Origin of the sequence: Micromonospora sp. NPDC051300, assembly GCF_044455315.1 — a bacterium.
Classification (GTDB): Bacteria; Actinomycetota; Actinomycetes; order Mycobacteriales; family Micromonosporaceae; genus Micromonospora; species Micromonospora robiginosa.
In genome coordinates, this window is sequence record NZ_JBITEP010000001.1 from 236755 (window position 1) to 258798 (window position 22044).

Here is a 22044-nt window from a genome sequence, read left to right on the forward strand (position 1 = left end):
CGGTTCCCGCCGCGCACCACAGCAGCGTGGGTCGCGCCCCGAACGCGACGGTCGCCGGGCCGCCGAGCATGGTGCCCAGCGGCACCGCCAGCACCGTGACCGCCCCGTTGGCGGCCAGCACCCGGGGCAGCTCCGCCGCGCCGGCCCGATGCTGGATCAGCGCCGTCGCGGTCGGCCGGTAGGGCGCCCAGACCAGGCCGGCCAGCGCGAACGCCGGCAGCGACACGGCGACGGGCGCGCCCAGCCCGAGCGGCAGCAACGCCGCGCCGAACAGCACCACGACGCCGGCCAGCACGCCGCGCGGTGGCCGGTCCCGCAGGAACCCGGTGAGCAGCCCGCCGAGCAGCGACCCCACGCCGAACGCGGTGTAGAACGCGCCGAGCAGCGCCGCCGAGGCGTGCCGGTCCTCGGTGACGTGCACCGGCATGGCCACGTAGAACGGCCCGAACAGGAAGAAGAACACGAACGTCAGCCCCAGCAGGCCGAGCAGCGCGCGGTCCCGGCCGATGACCCGGAACCCCGAGGTACGCGACGGCCCGGCCCCCGCCGCCCGTCCCGCGCGCCGGCGATCCGCCGGCACCGCGAGCCGGTAGCTGACCGCCAGCACCGCGAACGTGCCGGCGTCGATCGCGAGCACCCACACCGGCCCCACCCCGGCGATGAGCAGCCCGGCCAGCGGCGGGCCGACCACCGTCGCCGCCTGCCCGAACACCCCGAGCAGCGCGTTGCCGGCCAGGTGGTGCCGCTGCGGCAGCAGCTCCGCCACAAGCGTGAACCGGCCGGCCGTCCCCCACGGGTGCAGCAGCGACGACACCGCCAGCAACGCCACGTAGAGCCCGACGTCCAACACCCCGGCCAGGTGCGCGACCGGAATCGCCCCCAACGCGAGCGCCCGCAGGCTCGCGTCCCACCCGGCGAGCTGGGCGCCGCCGCGCGCACCCAGCACCCGCCCCAACAGCACCGCGCCGGCCGCGCCCGGCAACGTGTACGCGGCCACCGCGAACGCGGTCCAGGTGCCGCGCTGCCCGACGGGCGCGAGTTGCAGCGCCAGCCAGGTCACCGCGACCAGCGCCAGCCCGTCGCCGAGGGCGGACACGGCGAGCCCGGGAAGCAGCCGGCGCAACACCGGTTGGGCGAGGACCGGGCGGTACGGCAGGAGCGGCATGGTCCCCACCCGACCGCACCCGGGACCCTCAACTCAACGAAGTTGCCTGAGGGCAGAAGCGCTCTCCGGTCCTCGTCACACCGACGGGTCCCAGGCGGCGAGCCGGTCGAAGACCCGACGGTCGCCCGCGAACGTCAGCGATTCCAGCGGAACGCGGCCGTAGAAGAACAACACCAGGTCGCTCGCCGTGCCCCGGGCCGAGGCGTCGACCGCGGCGCGATCCTCCCCGGCTGCGGGCGCGCGGCGGGCGACCTGCGCGCCGTCCGGGGAGAGCCGGAGGCGCCAGGACCGGCCCTCGGTGGCGTGGTAGTCGACGGTGGCGGGTTCGTGTGGCCAGGCGACATTGGTGGCGCAGAGGGTGAACTGGCAGTCGTCGAAGCCGTCCAGGGCGACCTCCTCCGACAGCGGCTGCGGCGCGCCCAGGGTGAGCTGGGCGTCGTAGGTGTGCACCGCGATCTCGGGGACCTGCCGCCGCGCCCAGGCGCCGGAGGTCTGCGGCGACGGCGAGTCGTCCCACCACGTCCAACACCCGCGGTCCGGGCCGGCCGCCCGCAGCACGTCCGTCAGGTGCGCGACGGACTCCGTCCACCAGGCCAGCAGCGCCTCGCGTTCCCGGGGCGCGCCCGTGCCGTCGTCCCAGGCCGACTTCTCCGGGGGACCGTCCGCGGGCCCCGCGGCGACGACGGCGGCTGACTTACGGCGGCTCAGGCCCACGTGGTGCACGAGATCGACGAGCGTCCGTCCGGGATGGGTCGGCACCGCCATGTCGAGGCTGGGCGCGGCCGCGATCGTGGCGCGGAAGGCGGCCGCGCCATCGTCGATGAGCCGCAGGTGATCGGAGAACGTCAACGTCGTGTGCACCCCGGCTGTCTACCGGCGCGCTCCGCCGACCCGACAGCGGATTTTCGCGGGACCGGGTCAGTCGTGGCGGTGACGCACGATGTGGTGGAGGTGGCGGATCGTGTCCTCGCGGTCGTCCGCGCCGATCGAGTCCCACAGGTCCGCCAGCCAGTAGACCGAGCCCGACAGCATCCAGGCCCAGCCGCGTACCCAGGTCGCCTCGTCGAAGCCGAGCGCCTCCCGGTAGGCGGCCCGCGCACGGGCGTCGAACAGGCTCCAGGCAGGCCGTACCTCGACCGCAGGGTCGCCACGCCCGAGGCCGCCGAAGTCGATCACGCCGGTGAGCCGGCCCCCGTCGACGAGCAGGTTGCCGGCCAGCAGGTCTCCGTGCAGCCACACCGGCGGCCCCGGCCACTCGTCGGCCGCCATCGCCTCGTCCCACGCCGCGGTCACCGCCGGCCCGTCGATGCGGTCGCCCAGCGCCGCGATCGACAGGCGGGTCAACTCGTCCCGCCGCGCCAGCGGCACGCCGCGCTGGATCCCCTCCTTGACCGGCCCGTCCATCGGGTCGATCGCCATCATCGCGTGCACGAAACCGGCGAGGTCGACGGCGAGGTCGACGTGGTCCTGTCCGGCCTCCGGGTTGCGCCCGTCCAGCCACGGGACGACAGTCCACGGCCACGGATAGTCCCGGCCCGGCCGGCCGACCGCGATCGGCACCGGGACCGGCACCGGAAGGTGCGGCGCCAGCCGTGGCAGCCAGGTCGCGTCGCTCGCCACCTGGTCGACCGCCCAGTGGGCCCGAGGCAGCCGCGCGGTCAGGGCGTCACCCAGCCGGAACAGCGCGTTGTCGGTCCCGGTCAACGGCTGCGCGACGATCGGCAGGTCGGACCATTCGGGGAACTGCTCGTCGATCAGGGCGCGGACCTGCTCGACCGCGACGACGATCTCTCCCGGGCGCATGGCGCGACCATAGGACCACCTCGATCATCCTGCCAATCGAGTTCGGACCCGCCGAAGCGTCCGCGCGGCCCCGGGTCGCGCCGGCCGGCTGTCGCCTCCCTAGCGGTAGTTGTTGAACTGGAGCGCGACGCCGAAGTCCTCGCCCTTGAGCAGCGCGATGACGGCCTGGAGGTCGTCCTTCTTCTTGCCGGTGACGCGGAGCTGGTCGCCCTGGATCTGCGCCTGCACGCCCTTCGGGCCCTCGTCGCGGATCTTCTTGCTGATCGCCTTCGCCTTGTCGGTGTCGATGCCCTGGATCACCTTGGCGTCGATCTTGAAGATCTTGCCCGACGCCTTCGGGTCGCCGGCGTCCAGCGACTTCAACGAGATGTTGCGCTTGACCAGCTTCTCCTTGAAGACGTCGAGCGCGGCGCGCACCCGCTCCTCGGTCTCCGCCTGGAGGCTGATCCCCTCCTCACCCGACCAGGAGATCTCGGCGCCGGTGCCGCGGAAGTCGAACCGCTGCGAGAGCTCCTTCTCCGCCTGGCGGAGGGCGTTGTCGACCTCCTGGCGGTCGACCTTGCTCACGATGTCGAACGACGGGTTCGCTGCCATGCTCATGCTCCTGCTGTCCGGCGGTGTGTCCTGATCCGTCCCGCGCTGACCAGCGTGGGACTCCCTGACGGTACCCCGTTGCGGAGTGGCCGGGGGCAACCGCTATCCTTGCTTCCGCCGCCGCGTTGCGACGCGGTGGGGTGCCCTGGCGGGTTGCCCGAGCGGCCAATGGGAGCGGACTGTAAATCCGTCGCGAAAGCTTCAGAGGTTCGAATCCTCTACCCGCCACCAGGTGCAGATGCGGCCCTCGAACGGCAGAGATGCTGATCGGGGGCCGCTGTCGTTGGTCGACATGACGGCTGCGGGAGCGGTGTCTCCGACGCTCCCCAGGCTGCGGGCCTCATGATCCAACGCCAGACATCCCTCTCTGCTGGCGTGACATCCGGACCGGTTGGTCGTTGTGGGTCTGGCGGCTGATTAGTCCCATCGCATCTATAACGCAAGGGTTCTACGTGGGCTGCGATTGAGCGCGGGCGACTGGCGGATGACCAGCATCCTCGAAGCGGACCGGCTCTTCGCGGCACACCTACGGACGTCCAAGGGACAACGCTGATGGTGCGTAGTTGGCAGGACACCCGCTCACGTATGAATCTCGATGAGGCGAAGGTCGCCGAGCACAAGGAGCGGATGCTCGCCGAGGTGCGAGCCACCCGCCTTCGGGAGATGCGCGAGCAACGTGGTCTGACCCAACAGGAGGTCGCCGATCGCATGCACGTGTCACAGCCGAGAGTGGCCGCGATCGAGAAGGGCGAGGTACCGGCGACTGAGGTAGGCACCATCGACCGGTACGTCTCCGCCCTCGGCGGCAGGCTGGAGATCGTGGCCGACTTCGACGGCGAGCGGTTCGCGCTGAGTTGACTCGTAGCGGCCGACGGAACGACGCGGCAGTTCGGCGATGAGCTGCCTCAGCACGAGGGCGGCTCCGCTCTCGTGCTCGACGTAGGCGGTGCGAATCCGATTGGTGCCGGGAAGGTCTGCCACGCCCTCGGGTGAGTCGTCGCGACGATGCGCGAGGATGGATGGGTGCTTCAAGGGGCCTTCTACGCCTTCGTGCTGCTGCTCCTGGTGCTGCCCGCCCTGGGCATGGCCGTACTGGTCCCGCTCGTGCGCCTGACGACGTGGCTGTGGCGGTCGGTGCCCCGATGGCCGTCAAGGCAGTGGCGCTGGGCGAAGGCGCTGACCATCGACCCGCACCCGGCCGGACCCTTCAACGACTCGCGGGACGTGTGGCCGATGCCGGCGGATGAGTGAATCCCCCGGCTGGGGCCGAACGCGGAACGACCTCCCGCGAGCGTTCGCTAGCTGCTGTTGCGGTGCGTCGCGAACTCGATGAAGGAGGCCCAACGGGCGGCGGCGAAGGTCAGCGACGGGCCGGCCACGTCCTTGCTGTCGCGTACGCGCACGACGCCCGGCAGGTTGTCGGCCACCTCGACGCAGTTGCCTTCGTTGCCGCTGTAGCTGCTCTTGCGCCACCGAGGCGTGCCCGTCTCAGTCATCGTAAGTCTCCTTGATCAGGGCGCCTACCAGATCCTCGGAGGCGCGTTCGTCCAGGGCGAGGTTCCACAGAGTCTCCCAAACCGAGGTGTACGTCTCTACCTCGTTCGACCGGTCTAGGTAGATGCTGCCCGTCAGCGACTCGCTGTAGGCGGTGGTCGGCTCGGCGGGTCGGGTGCCCTTGGCGGGAAAGTCGAGCAGCACGAAGTTTCCCGCGACGGATGCTCGGTGCGGGCCGATGCCGCTCGGGAGCACGCGGACGCTGATGTTGGCCGACTGGGCCGCGTTGACCAGGTAGGCCAGTTGGGCGCGCCACGCCTCGACGTCGCTGATCGGCCTGTGTAGAACTGCCTCGTCGACGATCGTCTCGAAGAGGGGAGCCGCCGGACTTCTCCTGGCCAGAAGCTTCTGCCGCTCCATTCGGAGGGCGACCTTCTGGGCCACCTCCTGCGGAGTGCGGCCGGGCCTGGTCTCGAACACCGCTGACATGTACTCGGGTGTCTGGAGGAGTCCGGGGATGAGATTGGGTTCGTACTGCCGGACGTGGCTGGCCGCCGCTTCCAGGCCGACGTACAGCTCGAACCATGCCGGGATCACGTCACCGTAGGCGTGCCACCAGCCTTTGCTCTTGCTCTCCCTGGCGAGCGAGACCAGGACCTCGGTCAGCTCGGTGGAGGTGCCGTAGAGCTGGCACATCAGGTTCACGTCGTGGGTGCGGAGCGACGTCTGGCCGGCCTCCAGCCGGTACATCTTCGCCCGTGACCACTCCAGGGTGGTGGCCGCAGCCTCCAGGGCGATGCCTGCTTCCTCGCGAGCCTGGCGCAGCAACCGTCCCAACTGCCGGCGTGGGACGGAAGATCCCGTCTCGACCATCTGACCCCGATCTCACCTCAGATGCCGGTGTGTCTCATTCGAGTCAGCCTGCACGCGCCGATGGCACGGCGTCAATATTTTCCTTCGATTCTCTCGATGAGACGTTGCAGATCGAGCACCGGCTCCGCCAGGTTGGCTGCTGACAGGGCTGACCGGCGATCGGCGGAGGTGCGATATGTCCCGGCGCGGCAGACATGGCGACGGCGGCCGGCCGTGACGCCGGAGCGCCGGCTGGACACGCCCTTCCTGGTGGCGCTGTCCTGGGCGGTCATCGACTACCACGTGGCGTACACCTGCTCCCGCTGCCGTCCGTACGGCTGGTGTCCTCGGGTCGTGGTGGCGCGGGCCCGCATCCGCGCGTGGCGGCGGATCCGCGACCAGTGGCGGAGCTGAGGTGCGGCGCGCTGCTCCTGATCGGCAGGGCGGCGAGCGTCCAGTTCGTGAGGCCGTTCCACTTCCGGGTGATCCGGGTGCTCGACTGGACCACCTACGACGGCTGGACGTGGCTGGACGGCTACCAGCTCGACGCACGGGGTGACGCGGTGGCGCGTCGCTCGATCTTCGTCAGGCGAGGCGGGTTACTGCCCGGCTCAGTCCCTGCCCGGCGGCGGAAGGAAGGGCGGTGACGGTGTCAGTGCCCGCCCGCCAGGCGGCGGGCCTCGGCGATCACGTCCGCGTCGATGTCCGCGGTCGTGTCGCCGACGACCCCGACGGCCTCCGCGTACTCGTAGGCATTGTCGAAGGCGACCAGGTCGGCGGCCAGGGGAGTGCCGTCCCAGGTGATGTGCAGGTACGCCCAGACCGTCAGCTCACGGGGCGTGATCTCCCCGGCTACCGCGCGCCGGGCCATGAGTCGGACGGCCGCCTCCTCGCCCGCGCGGCTCCCCTGGGGGTAGTAGGTGAGGGAGAGTTCCGCCAGCGCGTCTTCGAGCCACCGTCGCAGCTCGTCGCTCTCGCTGCCCTTCGCGCAGGAGGCGCCGGCGAGGATCCGCAGGGTGGGGCTGTCCACGCCCGCCACCAGGCAGTCGCAGGCGGCCTCGATCACCTGGGCTGCGGTGCCCGGGCCGGTGCTCCAGAGGACGGCGGCCTCCTGGAGCCGGGTGAGGGCGACGTGGGTGGGCACCGACCCATGATCCGCCGGCAGGGCCGTGCGGCGGAAGCCGGTTTGCGAGGGTGCGGTGCTCGGGTATTCAGCGATACATGTCAGTCTCCGGTCGCCGCTCGGTCAACAGGTTCAACACCTACCTCGACGCCAGTGACGGCCAGCGACTGACCGCGATCGTGCTCGCCCTGGTGGCGGGGCCGCTCGCCGGGCTGCTCTGTGCCTGGTTGGCCACCTCGCTCCTGGGCGGTACGCACTGGTTGGTGCAGACGCTCGCCTTCGCCGTCATCGGTCTGCTCGTCGGCGCCGGGCTGCTCGTCCTGCTGTCACGGGGTGGTTCCCGTGCCCGACGTCGACCGTCGCGCCGCCGTTGGCGTACGTCGGGTGGTTTTCGCCGTGAGTGAGGGAATCACCCTCTGGCGCTCATGCCGGATACAGGTATGGTGGTCTATGGCCGGAGGCGACCTCGTCGTGCGGGCGGGTCGCGGGCCAGGCGGGCATGAGTGCTGGCGGGACGGAGTTTTCGGGTGCCTTGATCCCTTCGTGATGAACGTCGGAATCCGCAGTGGACGAAGCCGCCGGGCACCGTCGAACATGATGAGCTGGCTGCGTGTGGTGGGTGCCTGGGCCGAATGGCGGAACCTGACAGCTACTCGGGCTGCAGGGGTGTTCTCGCCTTTTCTGCCCCAGACCGGTGTGGCACGATCGTGGAACCTCCACCATCCCTGTGACACTCTCCCGACAGGAGCAATCATGTCTGGTCGAAGCTTGGGCCGGCTGCTCGGCTCGCTCCTCGTGCTCGCCGCCGTCCTGGTCGGTGCGGACGTCATCAATGGCGGGGCGCAGATGGCCGACGTCGTCTGGGGTGCCGGCGTTTTCCGGTGACCCACCGACCGCCTCGTGCGGCATAGGGGAGTGGTATGGCCAGCCGAGACCAACGGCGCCGGTCGACGGAGCGGGCCTGGCTCATCACCGCACCACTGACGCTCATCGCGGTGGTCTTCAGCACGGCGATCGGCATCATCTCGGACCACCCCGTCGGTGACTGGGGCTGGGCCCTCGTGCTGCTCGTGGTCATGACCGCGGTCAGCGTCCCCGTCCTCAACTTCATCGTCCGGCGCCAGTCCGTGGCCGTGACGCTGACCGAGGTGCCGTTGGTGGTGGCACTGTTCTACCTGCCACCACTGACGGTGGTCGTCATCTACACCCTCTCCACGCTCGGCTGGTGCGTCTGGCACCGCTTCCCGCCGGCGAAGTTCTGGTTCAACGTGGCCAAGGCGGCCGGCGCGACGTCGCTGGCCGGCCTGGTCCTCCTCGCCCTGCCGCAGTCGCAGGACGTCGGCCGGCCCGGCACCTGGGTTAGCCTCTTCCTCGCGGTCAACACCATCACCCTGGTCAGCCTGCTCTCCGTGGTCGGCGTGCACGTGCTGCTCCAGGGCTGGCAGCCCGGCCGCGAGGCGCTGCGCACCGCGCCGTCGGTCTTCCTCACCTCGTCCATCAACGCGTCGGTCGGCCTGCTGATCCTGATCGCGTTGGAGACGACCTGGTGGTCGGCGCTGCTGCTGGGCGCGCTCTTCGTCGCGCTCGGCCAGGTCTACCGCTCCTACTCCCAGTTCTTCCAGCAGCACCGCACGCTCGCCGGCATGTACGACCTGACCCGGCTGATCACCACAAGCGCCGAGGGCGCGCTGGGCGACGTGCTGCTCGACCGGGTCCGCGCGCTCATGCAGGCGGAATACGCCACGCTCTGGCTGCCCGCGCAGGGCCGGCACCCGGAGGTGCTGCTCACCGCCCGCGTCGACGCGCCCGGGCTGCTCGACGTCGCGCCCACCCCGGCGGTGTTCCGGGAGCAGGCGCGCAGCCTCGGCCGCACGCTGACCACCGGCCGGCAGCTCGGCGCCGACACCGCGCTGCGCGGCGTGGCCGACGTCAAGCAGGTCAAGGACGCCATCGTGGTGCCGCTGCGGTCCGGTCAGGCGGTGATCGGGACGCTTGAGGTGGTCAACCGGCTCAGCGACCTCGGCCACTTCACGCCGCGCGACCTGCCGGTCTTCGAGACGGTCGCCGCGCACGCCGCGGTCGCGCTGGAAAACTCCCGCCTGGTCGACAGGCTCCGGCACGACGCCGACCACGACGCGCTCACCAAGCTGCCCAACCGGCGACGCCTGGTCTCCGCGGTGGCCGAAGCGATCAAGATCGGCGCGCCGGACGAGGTGGTGGCGCTGCTGCTCTTCGACGTCGACCGGCTGCGCCAGGTCAACGAGTCGCTGGGCCACGCGGCCGGCGACAAGGTGCTCGTCGAGGTGGCCGAGCGGCTGCGCGCCTGCGCCCCCTCCTCGGCGCTTGTCGGCCGCGCCGGCGGCGACGAGTTCCTGGTGACGCTGCGGTTGGAGAGCGCCGACGCGGCGTTGGAGCTGGCCGCCCAGCTCCGCGAGCAGATCCGCGACGAGATGGTCTTCGACACGCTCACCCTGGACGTGGACACCGCGGTCGGCGTGGCCGTGCACCCCGACCACGGCGGCGACGCGGTGGCCCTGCTCCAGCGGGTCGACCTGGCCGCCACCGCGGCCAAGTCGGTGCCCGGCAGCGTGCAGCTCTACAGTCCGGCGCTGGAGTCCCGCTCGCTGCGCCGGCTGGGTCTCGCCGGCGACCTGGAGCGGGCGTTGGCCGACGGCGACCTGGAGGTCTACTTCCAGCCCAAGGTGACGCTGCGGGACCGCCGGCTGGTGGGCGTGGAGTGCCTGGCCCGCTGGGAGCACCCCGCGCACGGCACCGTCGAGCCGGACGACTTCGTGGCGGTGGCCGAGCACACCGGCCAGCTCGGCCGGCTCACCGAGTTCGTGCTCCGGGAGAGCCTGCGGCGCAGCCGCGACTGGAGCCACGGGGAGCAGGCGCTCTCCGTCTCGGTCAACCTCGCCGCGCGTACGCTCAACGACCAGCACTTCCCGGCGCTCGTGCGCGAGCTGCTGGAGGAGTACGACGTCCCCCCGCAGCGGCTCACGCTGGAGATCACCGAGTCGGGCGTCCTGGACGGCACCGAACGTCCCATCCCGACCCTGCGCAGCCTCCGCGACCTCGGTGTCCGCCTCTCGGTGGACGACTTCGGCACCGGCAACTCGTCCCTGGCCCAGTTGCGCCGGCTGCCGGTGCACGAGGTGAAGGTGGACCGGTCGTTCGTGCAGGGGATGGCGACCGACCCGGGCGACCTGGCCATCGTCAACGCGGTGGTGACGCTCTCCCAGCAGTTCGGCCTCACCGTGGTCGCCGAGGGCGTGGAGAGCGAGCTGACGCTGGAGTTGTTGCAGGACATCGGCTGCGAGATCGGCCAGGGTTTCCTGTTCAGCCGGCCGCTGCCGTACGAGCGTCTGGAGGCCTGGTTCGGCGCCCAGGTCGACCCGGAGACGATCGTCGCCGGGGAGCTTCCGCGCCTGCGTGTGGTGCCCTGATCAGGCGCGACACCTGTCGGGGGGATCCGATTTCACCTCGGCGACGCGGTCGTGTACTGTTTCCTCTGCGCGGCACCCGAAGGGTGATCGGGCAGGCCCCCTTAGCTCAGTCGGCAGAGCGTCTCCATGGTAAGGAGAAGGTCTACGGTTCGATTCCGTAAGGGGGCTCAAAGGGTCCGGCTGGACCCGCCACGGCGGTGTAGCTCAGATGGCAGAGCAAGCGGCTCATAATCGCTGTGTCGCCGGTTCAAGTCCGGCCACCGCTACTCTCGTCCTCCGGGTTCGCTCGGTGGCCGGTGGGATGGGCGCCACAGGCGCCCACTTTGCATGTCCGCGTCGTCAGTGCGTAGGCTGACACGCCGTAGTTCGTATCCGTGAGCGAGGAAGGCACTCCGCCGTGGCGAAGGCGACCGATGTCCGGCCGAAGATCACTTTGGCGTGTGTGGAGTGCAAGGAGCGCAACTACATCACGCGCAAGAACCGCCGTAACGACCCGGACCGCATCGAGCTGAAGAAGTTCTGCCCCCGGGACGGCAAGCACACCGTGCACCGCGAGACCCGCTGACCCACGGCCGGCGCCGCTGGCCCGCAGCAGCTTCCCGAACGCCGATCCGCCCGGTCGAGCGGCCCGCAGGGGCCACCGACCGCTCGGATCGGCGTTCGTGTTTTCCGTGTAGGTTCGCGGCATGTCCCTGGACCCGTCCTTCGTCGGCCGGACCTATCCGCCGACCGCCCCCTATCAGGTGGGCCGAGAAAAGATCCGCGAGTTCGCCACCGCCGTCGGGGCGACCGACCCGGTGCACCACGACCCGGAGGCGGCCCGCGCGCTCGGCCACGCCGACGTGGTGGCGCCGCCGACCTTCCCGGTGCTGGTGACCATGGCGGCCAGCCGCCAGATCGTCGACGACCCGGAGTTGGGCGTCGACTACAGCCGGGTGGTCCACGGCGACCAGCGGTTCGCGTACACCCGGCCGGTGGTGGCCGGTGACGAGCTGGTCTGCGTGAGCACCATCGAGGACGTGAGCACCCGGGGCGGGCACGGCTTCCTGACCACCCGCACGGACGTGAGCACGGTGGACGGTGAGCCGGTGGTCGCGGTCTGGGCCAAGATCGTCGTACGCGGGGAGGCGTGAGCATGGAGCTGCCGGTGCAGACGTACCGGGTGACCCGGGCGGACCTGGTCCGCTACGCGGGCGCCTCGGGCGACTTCAACCCGATCCACTGGAGCGACCGGACCGCCACCGGAGTGGGCCTGCCCGGCGTCATCGCCCACGGCATGTTCACCATGGCCCTGGTCGGTCGCGCGGTCGCCGGCTGGGCCGGCGCGCCGGACGCGGTGGTCGACTTCGGCGTCCGGTTCACCCGGCCGGTGGTCGTCCCGGACACCGACGAGGGCACCGAGATCGAGGTCTCGGCGGTGGTCAAGGAGATCACCGAGGACGGGTTGACCAGGCTCGACATCACCGCCACCTGCCGGGGCGAGAAGGTGCTGTCGCAGGCCCGGGCGTTGGTCCGCACCCCGCGCTGAGGGGCGGACCGACGCGCGAGGGGTGGACCGGTTGGGAAAGTCGTACGACTACCCGTACACTGGTCCGCCGTGGGGCAAGTGACCCCCGCTCGACACCACGTGTCCGGGTGGAGGTGAGTTGCCGCACAGGGGTGTAGCTCAATTGGCAGAGCAGCGGTCTCCAAAACCGCAGGCTGCAGGTTCAAGTCCTGTCACCCCTGCGCCTCAGGCCTGACCGTTCCCGTGGGTCGCGCCGCCGTTCGCGGCGGCGTCCGGCCCGTGGTGGTGGCACCGGTGGGGTGGTTCCGAGGCGATCGGGGCTCTCCCCGGCCGGTCCGCCGGCCGCGGCCCGTCGCGGGACGGTTGGTCCGGCCGGCGTGACCAACACGCCGCGCACGCCGCCCGGCGTGCGACCCCATACCCCGCACGGAGGGCGAAGTGGCCGAGAAGAAGCGGCGCGGCGAGGACGACGGCGACGAGCGTCTGAACGACGACGCGACCGTCGACGGCGTTGCCGACGACGATGTGGCCGACGACGCCGCCGACGCGGACGAGCCGGTCTCCCGGGGTGGCACCGCGACCCGCAAGCGGGCGCACGCCGAGCCGGCCGAGGGCCGCAAGACCCGCAAGGACACCGAGCGGATCGGGCTCTTCGCCCGCATCGCGCGGTTCTTCCGCGAGGTCGTGGCCGAACTGCGTAAGGTCATCTGGCCGACCCGCAAGGAGCTGCTGACCTACACGGCGGTGGTGGTCACCTTCGTCGCGGTGATGCTGGCGATCGTGGCCGTCCTGGATTACGGCTTCGCCAAGGCGGTGCTGTGGGTCTTCGGCAACCCCAGCTGACCTGCGGACAGCGATACTGACGGAAGTGAGCGAGCGTGCCTGAGTACGACGAGACCGCCGAGACCCCGGACGAGCAGTCCGCGGTGGCGACGGCGGCCAACAACGAGTCGGTCGAGGCCGCCAGCGAGCCGGAGTTCCCGACCACCGAGCCGGCCCCGGACGAAGACTTCGACCCGGTCGCCGAGCTGCGCCAGAAGCTGCGCTACGCGCCCGGCGACTGGTACGTGGTGCACTCGTACGCCGGCTACGAGAACAAGGTCAAGACCAACCTCGAGACCCGGATCACCTCCCTCGACATGGAGGACTTCATCTACCAGGTCGAGGTGCCGACCCGGGAAGAGGTCGAGGTCAAGAACGGCAAGCGTTCGCAGGTCCAGGCGAAGGTCTTCCCGGGCTACATCCTGGTCCGGATGGAGCTGACCGCCGAGTCCTACTCCTGCGTCCGGAACACCCCGGGGGTCACCGGCTTCGTCGGCGCCACCGACCGGGCCGACCGGCCGGCGCCGCTGAGCCTCGACGAGGTGCTCAAGTGGCTCGCGCCGGCCGTCGAGACCGAGCAGAAGAAGGCCAAGCCCGAGGTCAAGGTCCTCGACTTCGAGGTCGGCGACTCGGTCACCGTCACCGACGGCGCGTTCGCGTCGCTGCCGGCGACGATCAGCGAGATCAACGCCGACCAGCAGAAGCTCAAGGTGCTGGTGTCGATCTTCGGCCGGGAGACGCCGGTCGAGCTGAACTTCAACCAGGTCGCCAAGATCTGACGCGTACGTCCGCACCGGCGGTCGGCCTTCGCGGGCCGGCCGCCGGTGTCGCGTGAGACTGCGCTACTCTTTAACGTCGGCCGTCCGCACCGCGCTGACCGTGCGCGCCCGCGGGCGGCGGAGAATCCCAGTTTCAAGCCCCAGGAAGAGACATGCCTCCGAAGAAGAAGCTCGTCAAGACGTTCACGCTTCAGCTCCCGGCGGGCCAGGCCACCCCGGCGCCGCCGGTCGGCCCCGCGCTCGGCCAGCACGGCGTGAACATCATGGAGTTCTGCAAGTCCTACAACGCGCAGACCGAGTCCCAGCGGGGCGACGTCGTCCCCGCCGAGATCAGCGTCTACGAGGACCGCACCTTCACCTTCGTGCTGAAGACTCCGCCCGCCGCCCGGCTGCTGATCAAGGCCGCCGGTGTGCAGAAGGGCTCGGGCGTCCCGCACAAGGAGAAGGTCGGCTCGGTGACCCGCGCCCAGCTGCGTGAGATCGCCGAGAAGAAGATGGCGGACCTCAACGCCAACGACATCGACCAGGCCGAGAAGATCATCGCCGGCACCGCCCGGTCGATGGGCCTGACCGTCGCCGACTGATCTCGCTCCACCGCTCCACCCGATCCGTTCGTGGGAGGGCCGCGAGTCCCGCGCGCCCGCCAGAGACCACAGGAGTCACCAGAAATGCAGCGCAGCAAGAGCTACCGCAAGGCCGCCGAGGTCATCGACCGGTCGAAGCTCTACGCCCCCGCCGAGGCCGTCAAGCTGGCCAAGGAGAACACCAACGTCAAGTTCGACGCCACGGTCGAGGTCGCGATGCGCCTCGGCGTCGACCCCCGCAAGGCGGACCAGATGGTCCGCGGCGTGGTCAACCTGCCGCACGGCACCGGTAAGACCGCCCGCGTGATCGTCTTCGCCGCCGGCGCGAAGGCCGAGGAGGCCGTCGCGGCGGGCGCGGACGAGGTGGGCACCGACGAGCTGGTCGCCCGCATCCAGGGTGGTTGGCTGGACTTCGACGCGGCGATCGCCACGCCGGACCAGATGGCCAAGATCGGCCGGATCGCGCGGATCCTGGGCCCGCGCGGCCTGATGCCGAACCCGAAGACCGGCACCGTGACCATGGACGTCACCAAGGCCGTCTCGGACATCAAGGGCGGTAAGATCACCTTCCGGGTGGACAAGCACTCGAACCTGCACCTGATCATCGGCAAGGCCTCCTTCTCCGAGGCCCAGCTGGTCGACAACTACGCCGCGGTGCTGGACGAGGTGCTGCGCGCCAAGCCGTCCGCGGCCAAGGGCACCTACCTCAAGAAGGTCACCCTGACCACCACCATGGGCCCGGGCGTCCCGGTCGACCCGAAGGTGGTCAAGAACCTGCAGGAGGGCTCGGCCGACGCCTGAGCCACCGCACGTCCTCGGACGGGGCCCCGCCACCACACGTGGCGGGGCCCCGTCCGTCTGTCCGTTGTGGCAGGCTCGGCGCATGCGGCTCGACGGGGTCTGGTTCCGCTACCACCGGCACGGCCCGTGGGTGCTGCGGCAGGTCGACGTGACGATCGGCGCCGGTGAGGTCGCGGTCGTGCTCGGTCGTAACGGGGCGGGCAAGTCCACGCTGCTCCAGCTCGCCGCGGGCGTGCTGCGACCCGGCCGGGGCAGGGTGGTCGACCGGCCGTCGGTCGTCGGCTGGGTGCCGGAGCGCTTCCCGGCCGACCAGCCGTTCACCGTCGGGGCCTACCTGTCCGCGATGGGCCGCGTCGCCGGCCTGCCCGGCCCGGCCGCCGACCGGGCGGTGGCCCACTGGGTCGAGCGCCTGGGCCTGACCCGCTTCCACGACGTGCGCCTGCCGCGGCTGTCCAAGGGCACCGCGCAGAAGGTCGGCCTGGCGCAGGCGTTGCTGCGCCCGCCCGGCCTGCTGGTGCTCGACGAGCCCTGGGAGGGGCTCGACGCGGCCGCCCGCGAGCTGGTCCCCGAGATGATCGGCGAGGTGCTGGCCGGCGGCGGGGCGGTGCTGGTCAGCGACCACCGGGGCGAGACGGTCCGGCTGCCCGGCGCGCGGCACTGGTCGGTGGCCGACGGCACGCTGACCGAGGCGGCGCCGTCCGACGGCGCGGCCGTCGCGGTGGTCGAGCTGGCGGTGCCGGCCACGGGCCTGGCCGCCGCCGTCGCCCGCCTGCGCGCCGACGGCCACCGGATCCTCCGGATACGCGACCACGCCGTCCCGCCCGCCGCCGGGTCACCCGAGCCGAGCGGGACACCGGATCCCGCCGACGCCGAGCCGGGCGCCAGCGACGCTCCGGGCGTGGTGTCCCAGGTCGGTTCGGGGTGGAGTGCCGGCGGCGGGCCCGATGTCGGCCCGGAGACGCCGGGCGTCGACGCCGGCAGCTCCGGGGTCGCGTCGGAGGCGAACCGGTGATCGCGCTGGTGCGGCTGCGGCTGGCCGGCTTCGTGCGTACCGGGCGGGCGCTCGCGCCGGTGCTGGCCGGCCTGCTCGCCCTCGGCATCCTCTACGGCGGTGGCCGGGCCCGGCCGGCGGAGGCCTACGGCGTCTCCGCGGTGGTCCTCTTCCCGGTGCTGGCCTGGCAGACCAAGATCCTGCTCGACGTCGAGCCCGACGTGCAGCGCCGGCTGGCCCGGGTGGTGGTGGGGCCGGCCCGGGAGCGGGCGGCCGGGCTGCTCGCCGCGACGGTGGCCGGGCTCGCCGTGGTGGCGGTGGCCCTGGCGCTGCCGTGGCCGATCGGCGGGCTCACCCTGACGGCCGGGCCGGACGGGCGGTCCGCCCTGGTCGGCGTGGCGCTCGGGTTGTGGGCGCACCTGATCGCCCTGCCGGCGGCGGTGGCCCTGGGCGCGTTGGCCAGCCGCGCGATCACCCGGAGCGCCGGCTACGGGGTGGCCGTGCTGGCGGTCGGCTCGGTCGGGTTCGTGGTGTTCGGGCTGTCCGGTTCGCTGGTGCCGTGGCTGGTGCCGCCGGTGATGGCGACCGCGCGGGCGGTCACCGGGCCGGTCGCGCCCGGCACCGGGCTGCTGCTCACCGGCTGGGCGGCGCTCTGGACGGCGGTGGCGCTGACCGGTTACGGGTGGGGTCGTCGCACGCGTGCCTGAGCGGTGGGTGACCGGGAGCACCCGGGGGCGATTTGGCGCGCGTGGCGCGGTCGCGTAACCTGGTGCGGTAGTTCCACCCACAGACCGCTGGTCACCGTGCCCCTGGCACGGTCGAAGGTCCCGCGACGACGGGCGACCCGCGCAGGGCGGCAAGCGAAACTCGGTGTCACGCACGGTCCGCCGACTGTGCCCATGATCCCGGCCCTCGCCCCGTGCGCCCCGCGCCGGGGCTTTTTCGTTGTCGTGGTGCCTCCGCCGCCGTCGCGAGTTTCCTCGTCGCCGGCATGCCAGCTCCGAGCAACGAGAGAGGAGGGACATGGCGGACAAGCCGATCCGGGCCGACAAGGCCACGGCCGTCGCCGAGCTGACCGAGAGCTTCCGCTCGTCGGGCGCCACCGTGCTGACCGAGTACCGCGGGCTCACGGTTTCGCAGCTCACCCAGCTGCGGCGCACGCTCGGCAAGGAGACCAGCTACACGGTCGCGAAGAACACGCTGGCCAAGCGTGCCGCGGCCGATGCGGGCATCTCCGGCCTCGACGAGCTGTTCACCGGTCCTACCGCGCTGACTTTCGTTTCGGGCGACGTCGTCGAGGCGGCGAAGGGTCTTCGCGACTTCGCGAAGGCCAACCCGAAGCTCGTCATCAAGGGCGGTGTCTTCGAGGGCAAGGCCATTTCCGCGGCCGAGGTCACGAAGCTGGCCGACCTGGAGTCCCGCGAGGTGCTGCTGGCCAAGCTGGCCGGCGCGATGAAGGGCAACCTGAGCAAGGCCGCGGCCCTGTTCCAGGCTCCGCTCTCCAAGGCCGCCCGCGCGGCGGCCGCCCTGGCGGACAAGAAGCGCGAGCAGGAGGGCGCCGAGGCGGCCTGAGGCCCCGCGGCGCACCCACGTACTTAGTCAACTTTTGAGGAAAGGACGCCAGACATGGCGAAGCTCAGCACCGACGAGCTGCTCGACGCGTTCAAGGAGATGACGCTGATCGAGCTCTCCGAGTTCGTGAAGCAGTTCGAGGAGACCTTCGAGGTCACCGCCGCCGCTCCGGTCGCGATCGCCCAGGGTGGTGGCGGCGGTGGCGCTGCGGCCGCCCCGGCCGAGGAGGAGAAGGACGAGTTCGACGTCATCCTCGACGCCGACGGTGGCAAGAAGATCCAGGTCATCAAGGTCGTGCGCGAGCTGACCGGCCTGGGCCTCAAGGAGGCCAAGGACCTGGTCGAGGCCGCTCCGAAGGCCGTCCTGGAGAAGGCCAACAAGGAGACCGCCGAGAAGGCCAAGGCCAAGCTCGAGGGCGAGGGCGCCAAGGTCACCCTCAAGTGACCTCGCTCTGACCTGACGCGCGTCCGGCTCACGTGAGCCGGGGCACAACCGCGTCGCGGGGGGGGGGGGGGGGGGGCCCCCCCCCCCCCCACCCCCCCCCGCCGTGTTGGTGCTACCCGGTGTCAGCGGTGTGAGCTGGGCGTACAGGGTGCTCGCACCGACCTCCCAGGGAGGCGGAGCCGGTAGTCCCTCGGGGGGAAAGACACCCCGAGCGGTAACCGGCCCTTGACGCGGCACCGGCAGGGCAGGCACGCTGACATCAGCAAGACCTTCCGCGCTTGCAACGGCCGCCACTCGGGTAAGGCAACGGCAGCACCACCGCCGCCGCACCACGAGCGGACCGGCAGGAGCGTCGCGTTCCGAGCGGCCCGGCTGACCCGGTTTTCCGAGGTCCCAGGGCTTGTTCCGCGACGACCTGCGGGGTGGGCTGGACAGCGGTTAGCCTCTCGGCTACACTGCTAGTTTGCGCTGCCTTCCGACTTGACCCCTGCTCGGAAATGTCCGATTGCGGATATTTCTGGTGGGGTCATTGGAGTGCACGCGTACCAGCCGTTCTGCAGCACCGGTCCTCGGAAGGACGCATCTTGGCAGCTTCCCGCCCTGCGAAGACCAGTCGTACGTCGAGCGCTTTCGCACCCCGCCGAGTTTCTTTCGGCCGGATCACCGAACACCTCGAGGTCCCCAACCTCCTCGCCATCCAGAACGAGTCCTTCGACTGGCTCGTCGGCAACGAGGCTTGGCAGGGCCGGTCGGCGGACGACCCGCACGCACGCTCGGGTCTCGCGGAAATCCTCGACGAGATCAGTCCCATTGAGGACTTCTCCGGCACCATGTCGCTGTCCTTCTCCGCTCCGCGCTTCGACGAGGTCAAGGCCTCGATCGAGGAGTGCAAGGAGAAGGACCTGACCTACTGCGCGCCGCTGTTCGTGACCGCGGAGTTCACCAACAACACCACCGGCGAGATCAAGAGCCAGACGGTGTTCATGGGTGACTTCCCGATGATGACGCCCAAGGGCACCTTCATCATCAACGGCACCGAGCGCGTCGTGGTCAGCCAGCTCGTCCGCTCGCCGGGCGTCTACTTCGACAAGCAGCCGGACAAGACCTCCGACCGCGACCTCTCCAGCGTCAAGGTCATCCCGAGTCGGGGTGCCTGGCTGGAGTTCGACATCGACAAGCGCGACACGGTCGGCGTCCGCATCGACCGTAAGCGTCGGCAGGCCGTCACCGTCCTGCTCAAGGCCATCGGGTGGTCCGCGGAGCGCATCCGCGAGAAGTTCGGCTGGTCCGAGCTGATGATGACCACGCTCGAGAAGGACCACATCGCCGGGCAGGACGAGGCGCTTCTCGACATCTACCGGAAGCTCCGCCCTGGCGAGCCGCCGACCCGTGAGAACGCCCAGACCCTGCTCGACAACCTCTTCTTCAACCCGAAGCGGTACGACGTCGCCAAGGTCGGGCGCTACAAGTTCAACAAGAAGCTCGAAGTCGACGTGCCGATGAACACCGGCACGCTGACCGAGGACGACATCGTCGCCACCGTGGAATACCTCTGCCGGCTGCACGCCGGTGAGGAGGGCTACGAGGCCGACGACATCGACCACTTCGGCAACCGTCGCCTGCGCACCGTGGGCGAGCTGATCCAGAACCAGGTCCGGGTGGGTCTCTCCCGGATGGAGCGGGTCGTCCGTGAGCGGATGACCACGCAGGACGTCGAGGCGATCACGCCGCAGACCCTGATCAACATCCGCCCGGTGGTGGCGGCGATCAAGGAGTTCTTCGGCACGTCCCAGCTGTCCCAGTTCATGGACCAGACCAACCCGCTGGCGGGTCTGACCCACCGGCGCCGGCTGAGCGCGCTCGGCCCGGGTGGTCTGTCCCGTGAGCGGGCCGGCTTCGAGGTCCGCGACGTGCACCCGTCCCACTACGGCCGGATGTGCCCGATCGAGACGCCGGAAGGCCCGAACATCGGCCTGATCGGCGCGCTGTCCACCTTCGCCCGGGTCAACCCGTTCGGCTTCATCGAGACGCCGTACCGGAAGGTCATCGACGGTCGGGTCACCGACCAGATCGACTACCTGACCGCGGACGAGGAGGACCGGTTCGTCAAGGCCCAGGCCAACGCGCCGCTGAAGTCGGACGGCACGTTCGCCGAGGACCGGGTGCTGTGTCGTCGTAAGGGCGGCGAGACCGAGGACGTCGTCCCCAGCGCCGTGGACTACATGGACGTGTCGCCGCGGCAGATGACCTCGGTCGCCACCGCGATGATCCCGTTCCTGGAGCACGACGACGCGAACCGCGCGCTCATGGGCGCGAACATGCAGCGTCAGGCGGTGCCGCTGGTCAAGGCCGAGGCCCCGCTGGTCGGCACCGGCATGGAATACCGCGCGGCCGTGGACGCCGGCGACGTGGTCGTGGCCGAGGTCGGCGGCGTGGTCGAGGATCTGTGCGCCGACTACGTCACCGTCCACCAGGACGACGGCCACCGCCGGACGTACCTGCTGCACAAGTTCCGCCGCTCCAACGCCGGCTCCTGCGTCAACCAGAAGCCTGTCGTCTTCGAGGGCGACCGCGTCGAGGCCGGTCAGGTCATCGCCGACGGTCCGTGCACCGACGAGGGCGAGATGGCGCTCGGACGCAACCTGCTGGTCGCGTTCATGTGCTGGGAGGGCCACAACTACGAGGACGCGATCATCCTGTCGCAGCGCCTCGTGCAGCAGGACGTGCTCACCTCGATCCACATCGAGGAGCACGAGGTCGACGCCCGGGACACCAAGCTCGGCCCGGAGGAGATCACCCGCGACATCCCGAACGTCAGCGAGGAGATGCTCGCCGACCTCGACGAGCGCGGCATCATCCGGATCGGCGCCGAAGTCGTCCCCGGCGACATCCTGGTCGGCAAGGTCACGCCGAAGGGCGAGACCGAGCTGACCCCCGAGGAGCGGCTGCTCCGCGCGATCTTCGGTGAGAAGGCGCGCGAGGTCCGTGACACCTCGCTGAAGGTGCCGCACGGCGAGACCGGCACGGTCATCGGCGTACGCACCTTCTCCCGCGAGGACGGCGACGAGCTGCCCCCGGGCGTGAACGAGCTGGTGCGGGTCTACGTGGCCCAGAAGCGCAAGATCCAGGACGGTGACAAGCTCGCGGGCCGCCACGGCAACAAGGGCGTCATCTCCAAGATCCTGCCGATCGAGGACATGCCGTTCCTGGAGGACGGCACCCCGGTCGACATCGTGCTGAACCCGCTCGGTGTGCCGTCCCGGATGAACATCGGCCAGGTCCTGGAGACCCACCTCGGGTGGGTGGCCAAGACCGGCTGGAGCGTCGACGGTGACGACGAGGAGTGGAAGCGCCAGCTCAAGTCGATCAACGCGCACGAGTCCGAGCCGGACACCAACGTGGCCACCCCGGTCTTCGACGGTGCCCGCGAGGAGGAGATCTCCGGCCTGCTGGCGTCGACCCTGCCCAACCGGGACGGCAACCAGCTGATCGGGCGCACCGGCAAGGCGCAGTTGTTCGACGGTCGTTCCGGCGAGCCGCTGCCCGACCCGATCGCGGTCGGCTACGTCTACATCCTGAAGCTCAACCACCTGGTCGACGACAAGATCCACGCCCGGTCGACCGGCCCGTACTCGATGATCACGCAGCAGCCGCTGGGTGGTAAGGCGCAGTTCGGTGGCCAGCGCTTCGGTGAGATGGAGTGCTGGGCCATGCAGGCGTACGGCGCCGCCTACGCCCTGCAGGAGCTGCTGACCATCAAGTCCGACGACGTCCTCGGCCGGGTCAAGGTCTACGAGGCGATCGTCAAGGGCGAGAACATCCCCGAGCCGGGCATCCCGGAGTCGTTCAAGGTGCTGCTCAAGGAGCTGCAGTCGCTGTGCCTCAACGTCGAGGTGCTCTCCAGCGACGGTGTGGCCCTGGAGATGCGCGAGACCGACGACGAGGTGTTCCGGGCGGCGGAGGAGCTGGGCATCGACCTGTCCCGGCGCGAGCCGAGCTCGGTCGAAGAGGTCTGAGGCGGTGATTCGGGGGCCGGCTCGCCGGCCCCCGATCCCGCCCGTTAGCTA

General features: G+C 70.6%; 26 protein-coding genes, 4 tRNA genes and 1 pseudogene. 24 read left to right on the forward strand and 7 right to left on the reverse strand.

Annotated features, from left to right (window positions below):
* Positions 1–26 precede the first annotated feature (26 nt).
* On the forward strand, positions 27–182 hold the full coding sequence (locus tag ACIA5A_RS01135; protein WP_396755220.1) for a hypothetical protein: 156 nt from the start codon (positions 27–29) through the stop codon (positions 180–182).
* Here ACIA5A_RS01135 and ACIA5A_RS01140 read toward each other — a convergent pair.
* From ACIA5A_RS01140 to ACIA5A_RS01155, 4 genes and pseudogenes are all read right to left on the reverse strand, one after another.
* Positions 134–1165, reverse strand: a pseudogene (locus tag ACIA5A_RS01140) (MFS transporter); the annotation flags it as partial. The gene ACIA5A_RS01135 and the pseudogene ACIA5A_RS01140 sit on opposite strands and share 49 nt — an antisense overlap.
* 75 nt (positions 1166–1240) lie before the next feature.
* Positions 1241–2026, reverse strand: a complete 786-nt coding sequence (locus tag ACIA5A_RS01145) for a maleylpyruvate isomerase N-terminal domain-containing protein (RefSeq protein ID WP_396755222.1) — start codon at positions 2024–2026, stop codon at positions 1241–1243.
* 57 nt (positions 2027–2083) lie between these two features.
* Complete coding sequence (locus ACIA5A_RS01150; RefSeq protein WP_396755224.1) at positions 2084–2968, reverse strand: aminoglycoside phosphotransferase family protein; 885 nt, start codon at positions 2966–2968, stop codon at positions 2084–2086.
* 99 nt (positions 2969–3067) lie between these two features.
* Positions 3068–3562 carry a YajQ family cyclic di-GMP-binding protein gene (locus ACIA5A_RS01155; RefSeq protein ID WP_091066126.1) on the reverse strand — a complete coding sequence of 165 codons (495 nt, stop codon included), beginning with the start codon at positions 3560–3562 and terminating at the stop codon, positions 3068–3070.
* 147 nt (positions 3563–3709) lie between these two features.
* On the opposite strand from ACIA5A_RS01155, the gene ACIA5A_RS01160 reads away from it, so the two are divergent.
* The 3 genes from ACIA5A_RS01160 to ACIA5A_RS01170 all read left to right on the forward strand — a co-directional run bounded on the left by ACIA5A_RS01160 (position 3710) and on the right by ACIA5A_RS01170 (position 4813).
* Positions 3710–3793: transfer RNA gene (locus ACIA5A_RS01160), tRNA-Tyr, on the forward strand.
* Positions 3794–4147: 354 nt separating this feature from the next.
* Positions 4148–4420: a helix-turn-helix domain-containing protein gene (locus ACIA5A_RS01165; RefSeq protein ID WP_396755227.1), complete on the forward strand. Its 273-nt coding sequence runs from the start codon at positions 4148–4150 to the stop codon at positions 4418–4420.
* Between the two features lie 165 nt (positions 4421–4585).
* Positions 4586–4813 (forward strand): hypothetical protein, encoded by a 228-nt coding sequence (locus ACIA5A_RS01170; RefSeq protein WP_396755229.1) that lies wholly within the window; start codon positions 4586–4588, stop codon positions 4811–4813.
* Between the two features lie 47 nt (positions 4814–4860).
* On the opposite strand, the gene ACIA5A_RS01175 is transcribed toward ACIA5A_RS01170, so the two are convergent.
* Both ACIA5A_RS01175 and ACIA5A_RS01180 read right to left on the reverse strand, forming a co-directional pair.
* Positions 4861–5058 carry a DUF397 domain-containing protein gene (locus ACIA5A_RS01175; RefSeq protein ID WP_396755231.1) on the reverse strand — a complete coding sequence of 66 codons (198 nt, stop codon included), beginning with the start codon at positions 5056–5058 and terminating at the stop codon, positions 4861–4863.
* Entirely contained in the window at positions 5051–5929 is an 879-nt protein-coding gene (locus ACIA5A_RS01180) for a helix-turn-helix domain-containing protein (protein ID WP_396755233.1), read from the reverse strand. The genes ACIA5A_RS01175 and ACIA5A_RS01180 overlap by 8 nt, the downstream gene beginning before the upstream one ends.
* Before the next feature lie 213 nt (positions 5930–6142).
* Here ACIA5A_RS01180 and ACIA5A_RS01185 point away from each other — a divergent pair, with 213 nt between their 5' ends.
* Positions 6143–6322: a hypothetical protein gene (locus ACIA5A_RS01185; protein WP_396755235.1), complete on the forward strand. Its 180-nt coding sequence runs from the start codon at positions 6143–6145 to the stop codon at positions 6320–6322.
* Entirely contained in the window at positions 6319–6555 is a 237-nt protein-coding gene (locus ACIA5A_RS01190; RefSeq protein ID WP_396755823.1) for a hypothetical protein, read from the forward strand. Before ACIA5A_RS01185 ends, ACIA5A_RS01190 begins: the two co-directional genes overlap by 4 nt.
* 5 nt (positions 6556–6560) lie before the next feature.
* Here the strand turns inward: ACIA5A_RS01190 and ACIA5A_RS01195 are convergent, their stop codons facing one another.
* Positions 6561–7052, reverse strand: coding sequence for a hypothetical protein (locus ACIA5A_RS01195; protein ID WP_396755237.1), 492 nt, complete (start codon positions 7050–7052; stop codon positions 6561–6563).
* A gap of 77 nt (positions 7053–7129) precedes the next feature.
* On the opposite strand from ACIA5A_RS01195, the gene ACIA5A_RS01200 reads away from it, so the two are divergent.
* The 18 genes from ACIA5A_RS01200 to ACIA5A_RS01285 all read left to right on the forward strand — a co-directional run bounded on the left by ACIA5A_RS01200 (position 7130) and on the right by ACIA5A_RS01285 (position 21993).
* Positions 7130–7435, forward strand: coding sequence for a hypothetical protein (locus tag ACIA5A_RS01200; protein WP_396755239.1), 306 nt, complete (start codon positions 7130–7132; stop codon positions 7433–7435).
* Between the two features lie 349 nt (positions 7436–7784).
* Positions 7785–7916, forward strand: coding sequence for a hypothetical protein (locus tag ACIA5A_RS01205; protein WP_396755241.1), 132 nt, complete (start codon positions 7785–7787; stop codon positions 7914–7916).
* A 35-nt stretch (positions 7917–7951) separates the two neighbouring features.
* Complete coding sequence (locus tag ACIA5A_RS01210; protein WP_396755243.1) at positions 7952–10477, forward strand: putative bifunctional diguanylate cyclase/phosphodiesterase; 2526 nt, start codon at positions 7952–7954, stop codon at positions 10475–10477.
* 95 nt (positions 10478–10572) lie between these two features.
* Positions 10573–10645, forward strand: a tRNA-Thr gene (locus tag ACIA5A_RS01215).
* A 25-nt stretch (positions 10646–10670) separates the two neighbouring features.
* Positions 10671–10743 (forward strand) — tRNA-Met (locus ACIA5A_RS01220).
* A 131-nt stretch (positions 10744–10874) separates the two neighbouring features.
* Positions 10875–11042: a 50S ribosomal protein L33 gene (gene rpmG / locus ACIA5A_RS01225; RefSeq protein ID WP_013288652.1), complete on the forward strand. Its 168-nt coding sequence runs from the start codon at positions 10875–10877 to the stop codon at positions 11040–11042.
* Positions 11043–11163: 121 nt separating this feature from the next.
* A complete protein-coding gene (locus tag ACIA5A_RS01230; protein ID WP_396755245.1) occupies positions 11164–11610 on the forward strand; it encodes a MaoC family dehydratase N-terminal domain-containing protein in 447 nt (148 codons plus the stop codon).
* Positions 11611–11612: 2 nt separating this feature from the next.
* On the forward strand, positions 11613–12005 hold the full coding sequence (locus ACIA5A_RS01235; protein ID WP_396755825.1) for a MaoC family dehydratase: 393 nt from the start codon (positions 11613–11615) through the stop codon (positions 12003–12005).
* 127 nt (positions 12006–12132) lie between these two features.
* A tRNA-Trp gene (locus ACIA5A_RS01240) sits at positions 12133–12205 on the forward strand.
* A gap of 217 nt (positions 12206–12422) precedes the next feature.
* The gene (gene secE / locus ACIA5A_RS01245) at positions 12423–12827 is read left to right on the forward strand and encodes a preprotein translocase subunit SecE (protein ID WP_396755247.1); all 405 of its coding nucleotides are present in this window, start codon (positions 12423–12425) and stop codon (positions 12825–12827) included.
* 35 nt (positions 12828–12862) lie between these two features.
* The gene (nusG, locus tag ACIA5A_RS01250; protein ID WP_091570014.1) at positions 12863–13585 is read left to right on the forward strand and encodes a transcription termination/antitermination protein NusG; all 723 of its coding nucleotides are present in this window, start codon (positions 12863–12865) and stop codon (positions 13583–13585) included.
* Between the two features lie 152 nt (positions 13586–13737).
* The gene (gene rplK, locus ACIA5A_RS01255; protein ID WP_091065740.1) at positions 13738–14169 is read left to right on the forward strand and encodes a 50S ribosomal protein L11; all 432 of its coding nucleotides are present in this window, start codon (positions 13738–13740) and stop codon (positions 14167–14169) included.
* 84 nt (positions 14170–14253) lie between these two features.
* Positions 14254–14970, forward strand: coding sequence for a 50S ribosomal protein L1 (gene rplA / locus ACIA5A_RS01260; RefSeq protein ID WP_396755250.1), 717 nt, complete (start codon positions 14254–14256; stop codon positions 14968–14970).
* 82 nt (positions 14971–15052) lie between these two features.
* On the forward strand, positions 15053–15982 hold the full coding sequence (locus ACIA5A_RS01265) for an ATP-binding cassette domain-containing protein (RefSeq protein WP_396755252.1): 930 nt from the start codon (positions 15053–15055) through the stop codon (positions 15980–15982).
* Positions 15979–16668: a hypothetical protein gene (locus ACIA5A_RS01270; protein ID WP_396755254.1), complete on the forward strand. Its 690-nt coding sequence runs from the start codon at positions 15979–15981 to the stop codon at positions 16666–16668. Before ACIA5A_RS01265 ends, ACIA5A_RS01270 begins: the two co-directional genes overlap by 4 nt.
* 316 nt (positions 16669–16984) lie before the next feature.
* A complete protein-coding gene (gene rplJ / locus ACIA5A_RS01275) occupies positions 16985–17533 on the forward strand; it encodes a 50S ribosomal protein L10 (protein ID WP_091065754.1) in 549 nt (182 codons plus the stop codon).
* 54 nt (positions 17534–17587) lie between these two features.
* Complete coding sequence (gene rplL, locus ACIA5A_RS01280; RefSeq protein ID WP_281938122.1) at positions 17588–17977, forward strand: 50S ribosomal protein L7/L12; 390 nt, start codon at positions 17588–17590, stop codon at positions 17975–17977.
* A 584-nt stretch (positions 17978–18561) separates the two neighbouring features.
* Positions 18562–21993, forward strand: coding sequence for a DNA-directed RNA polymerase subunit beta (locus ACIA5A_RS01285; protein ID WP_396755257.1), 3432 nt, complete (start codon positions 18562–18564; stop codon positions 21991–21993).
* The last annotated feature ends 51 nt before the right edge of the window (positions 21994–22044 follow it).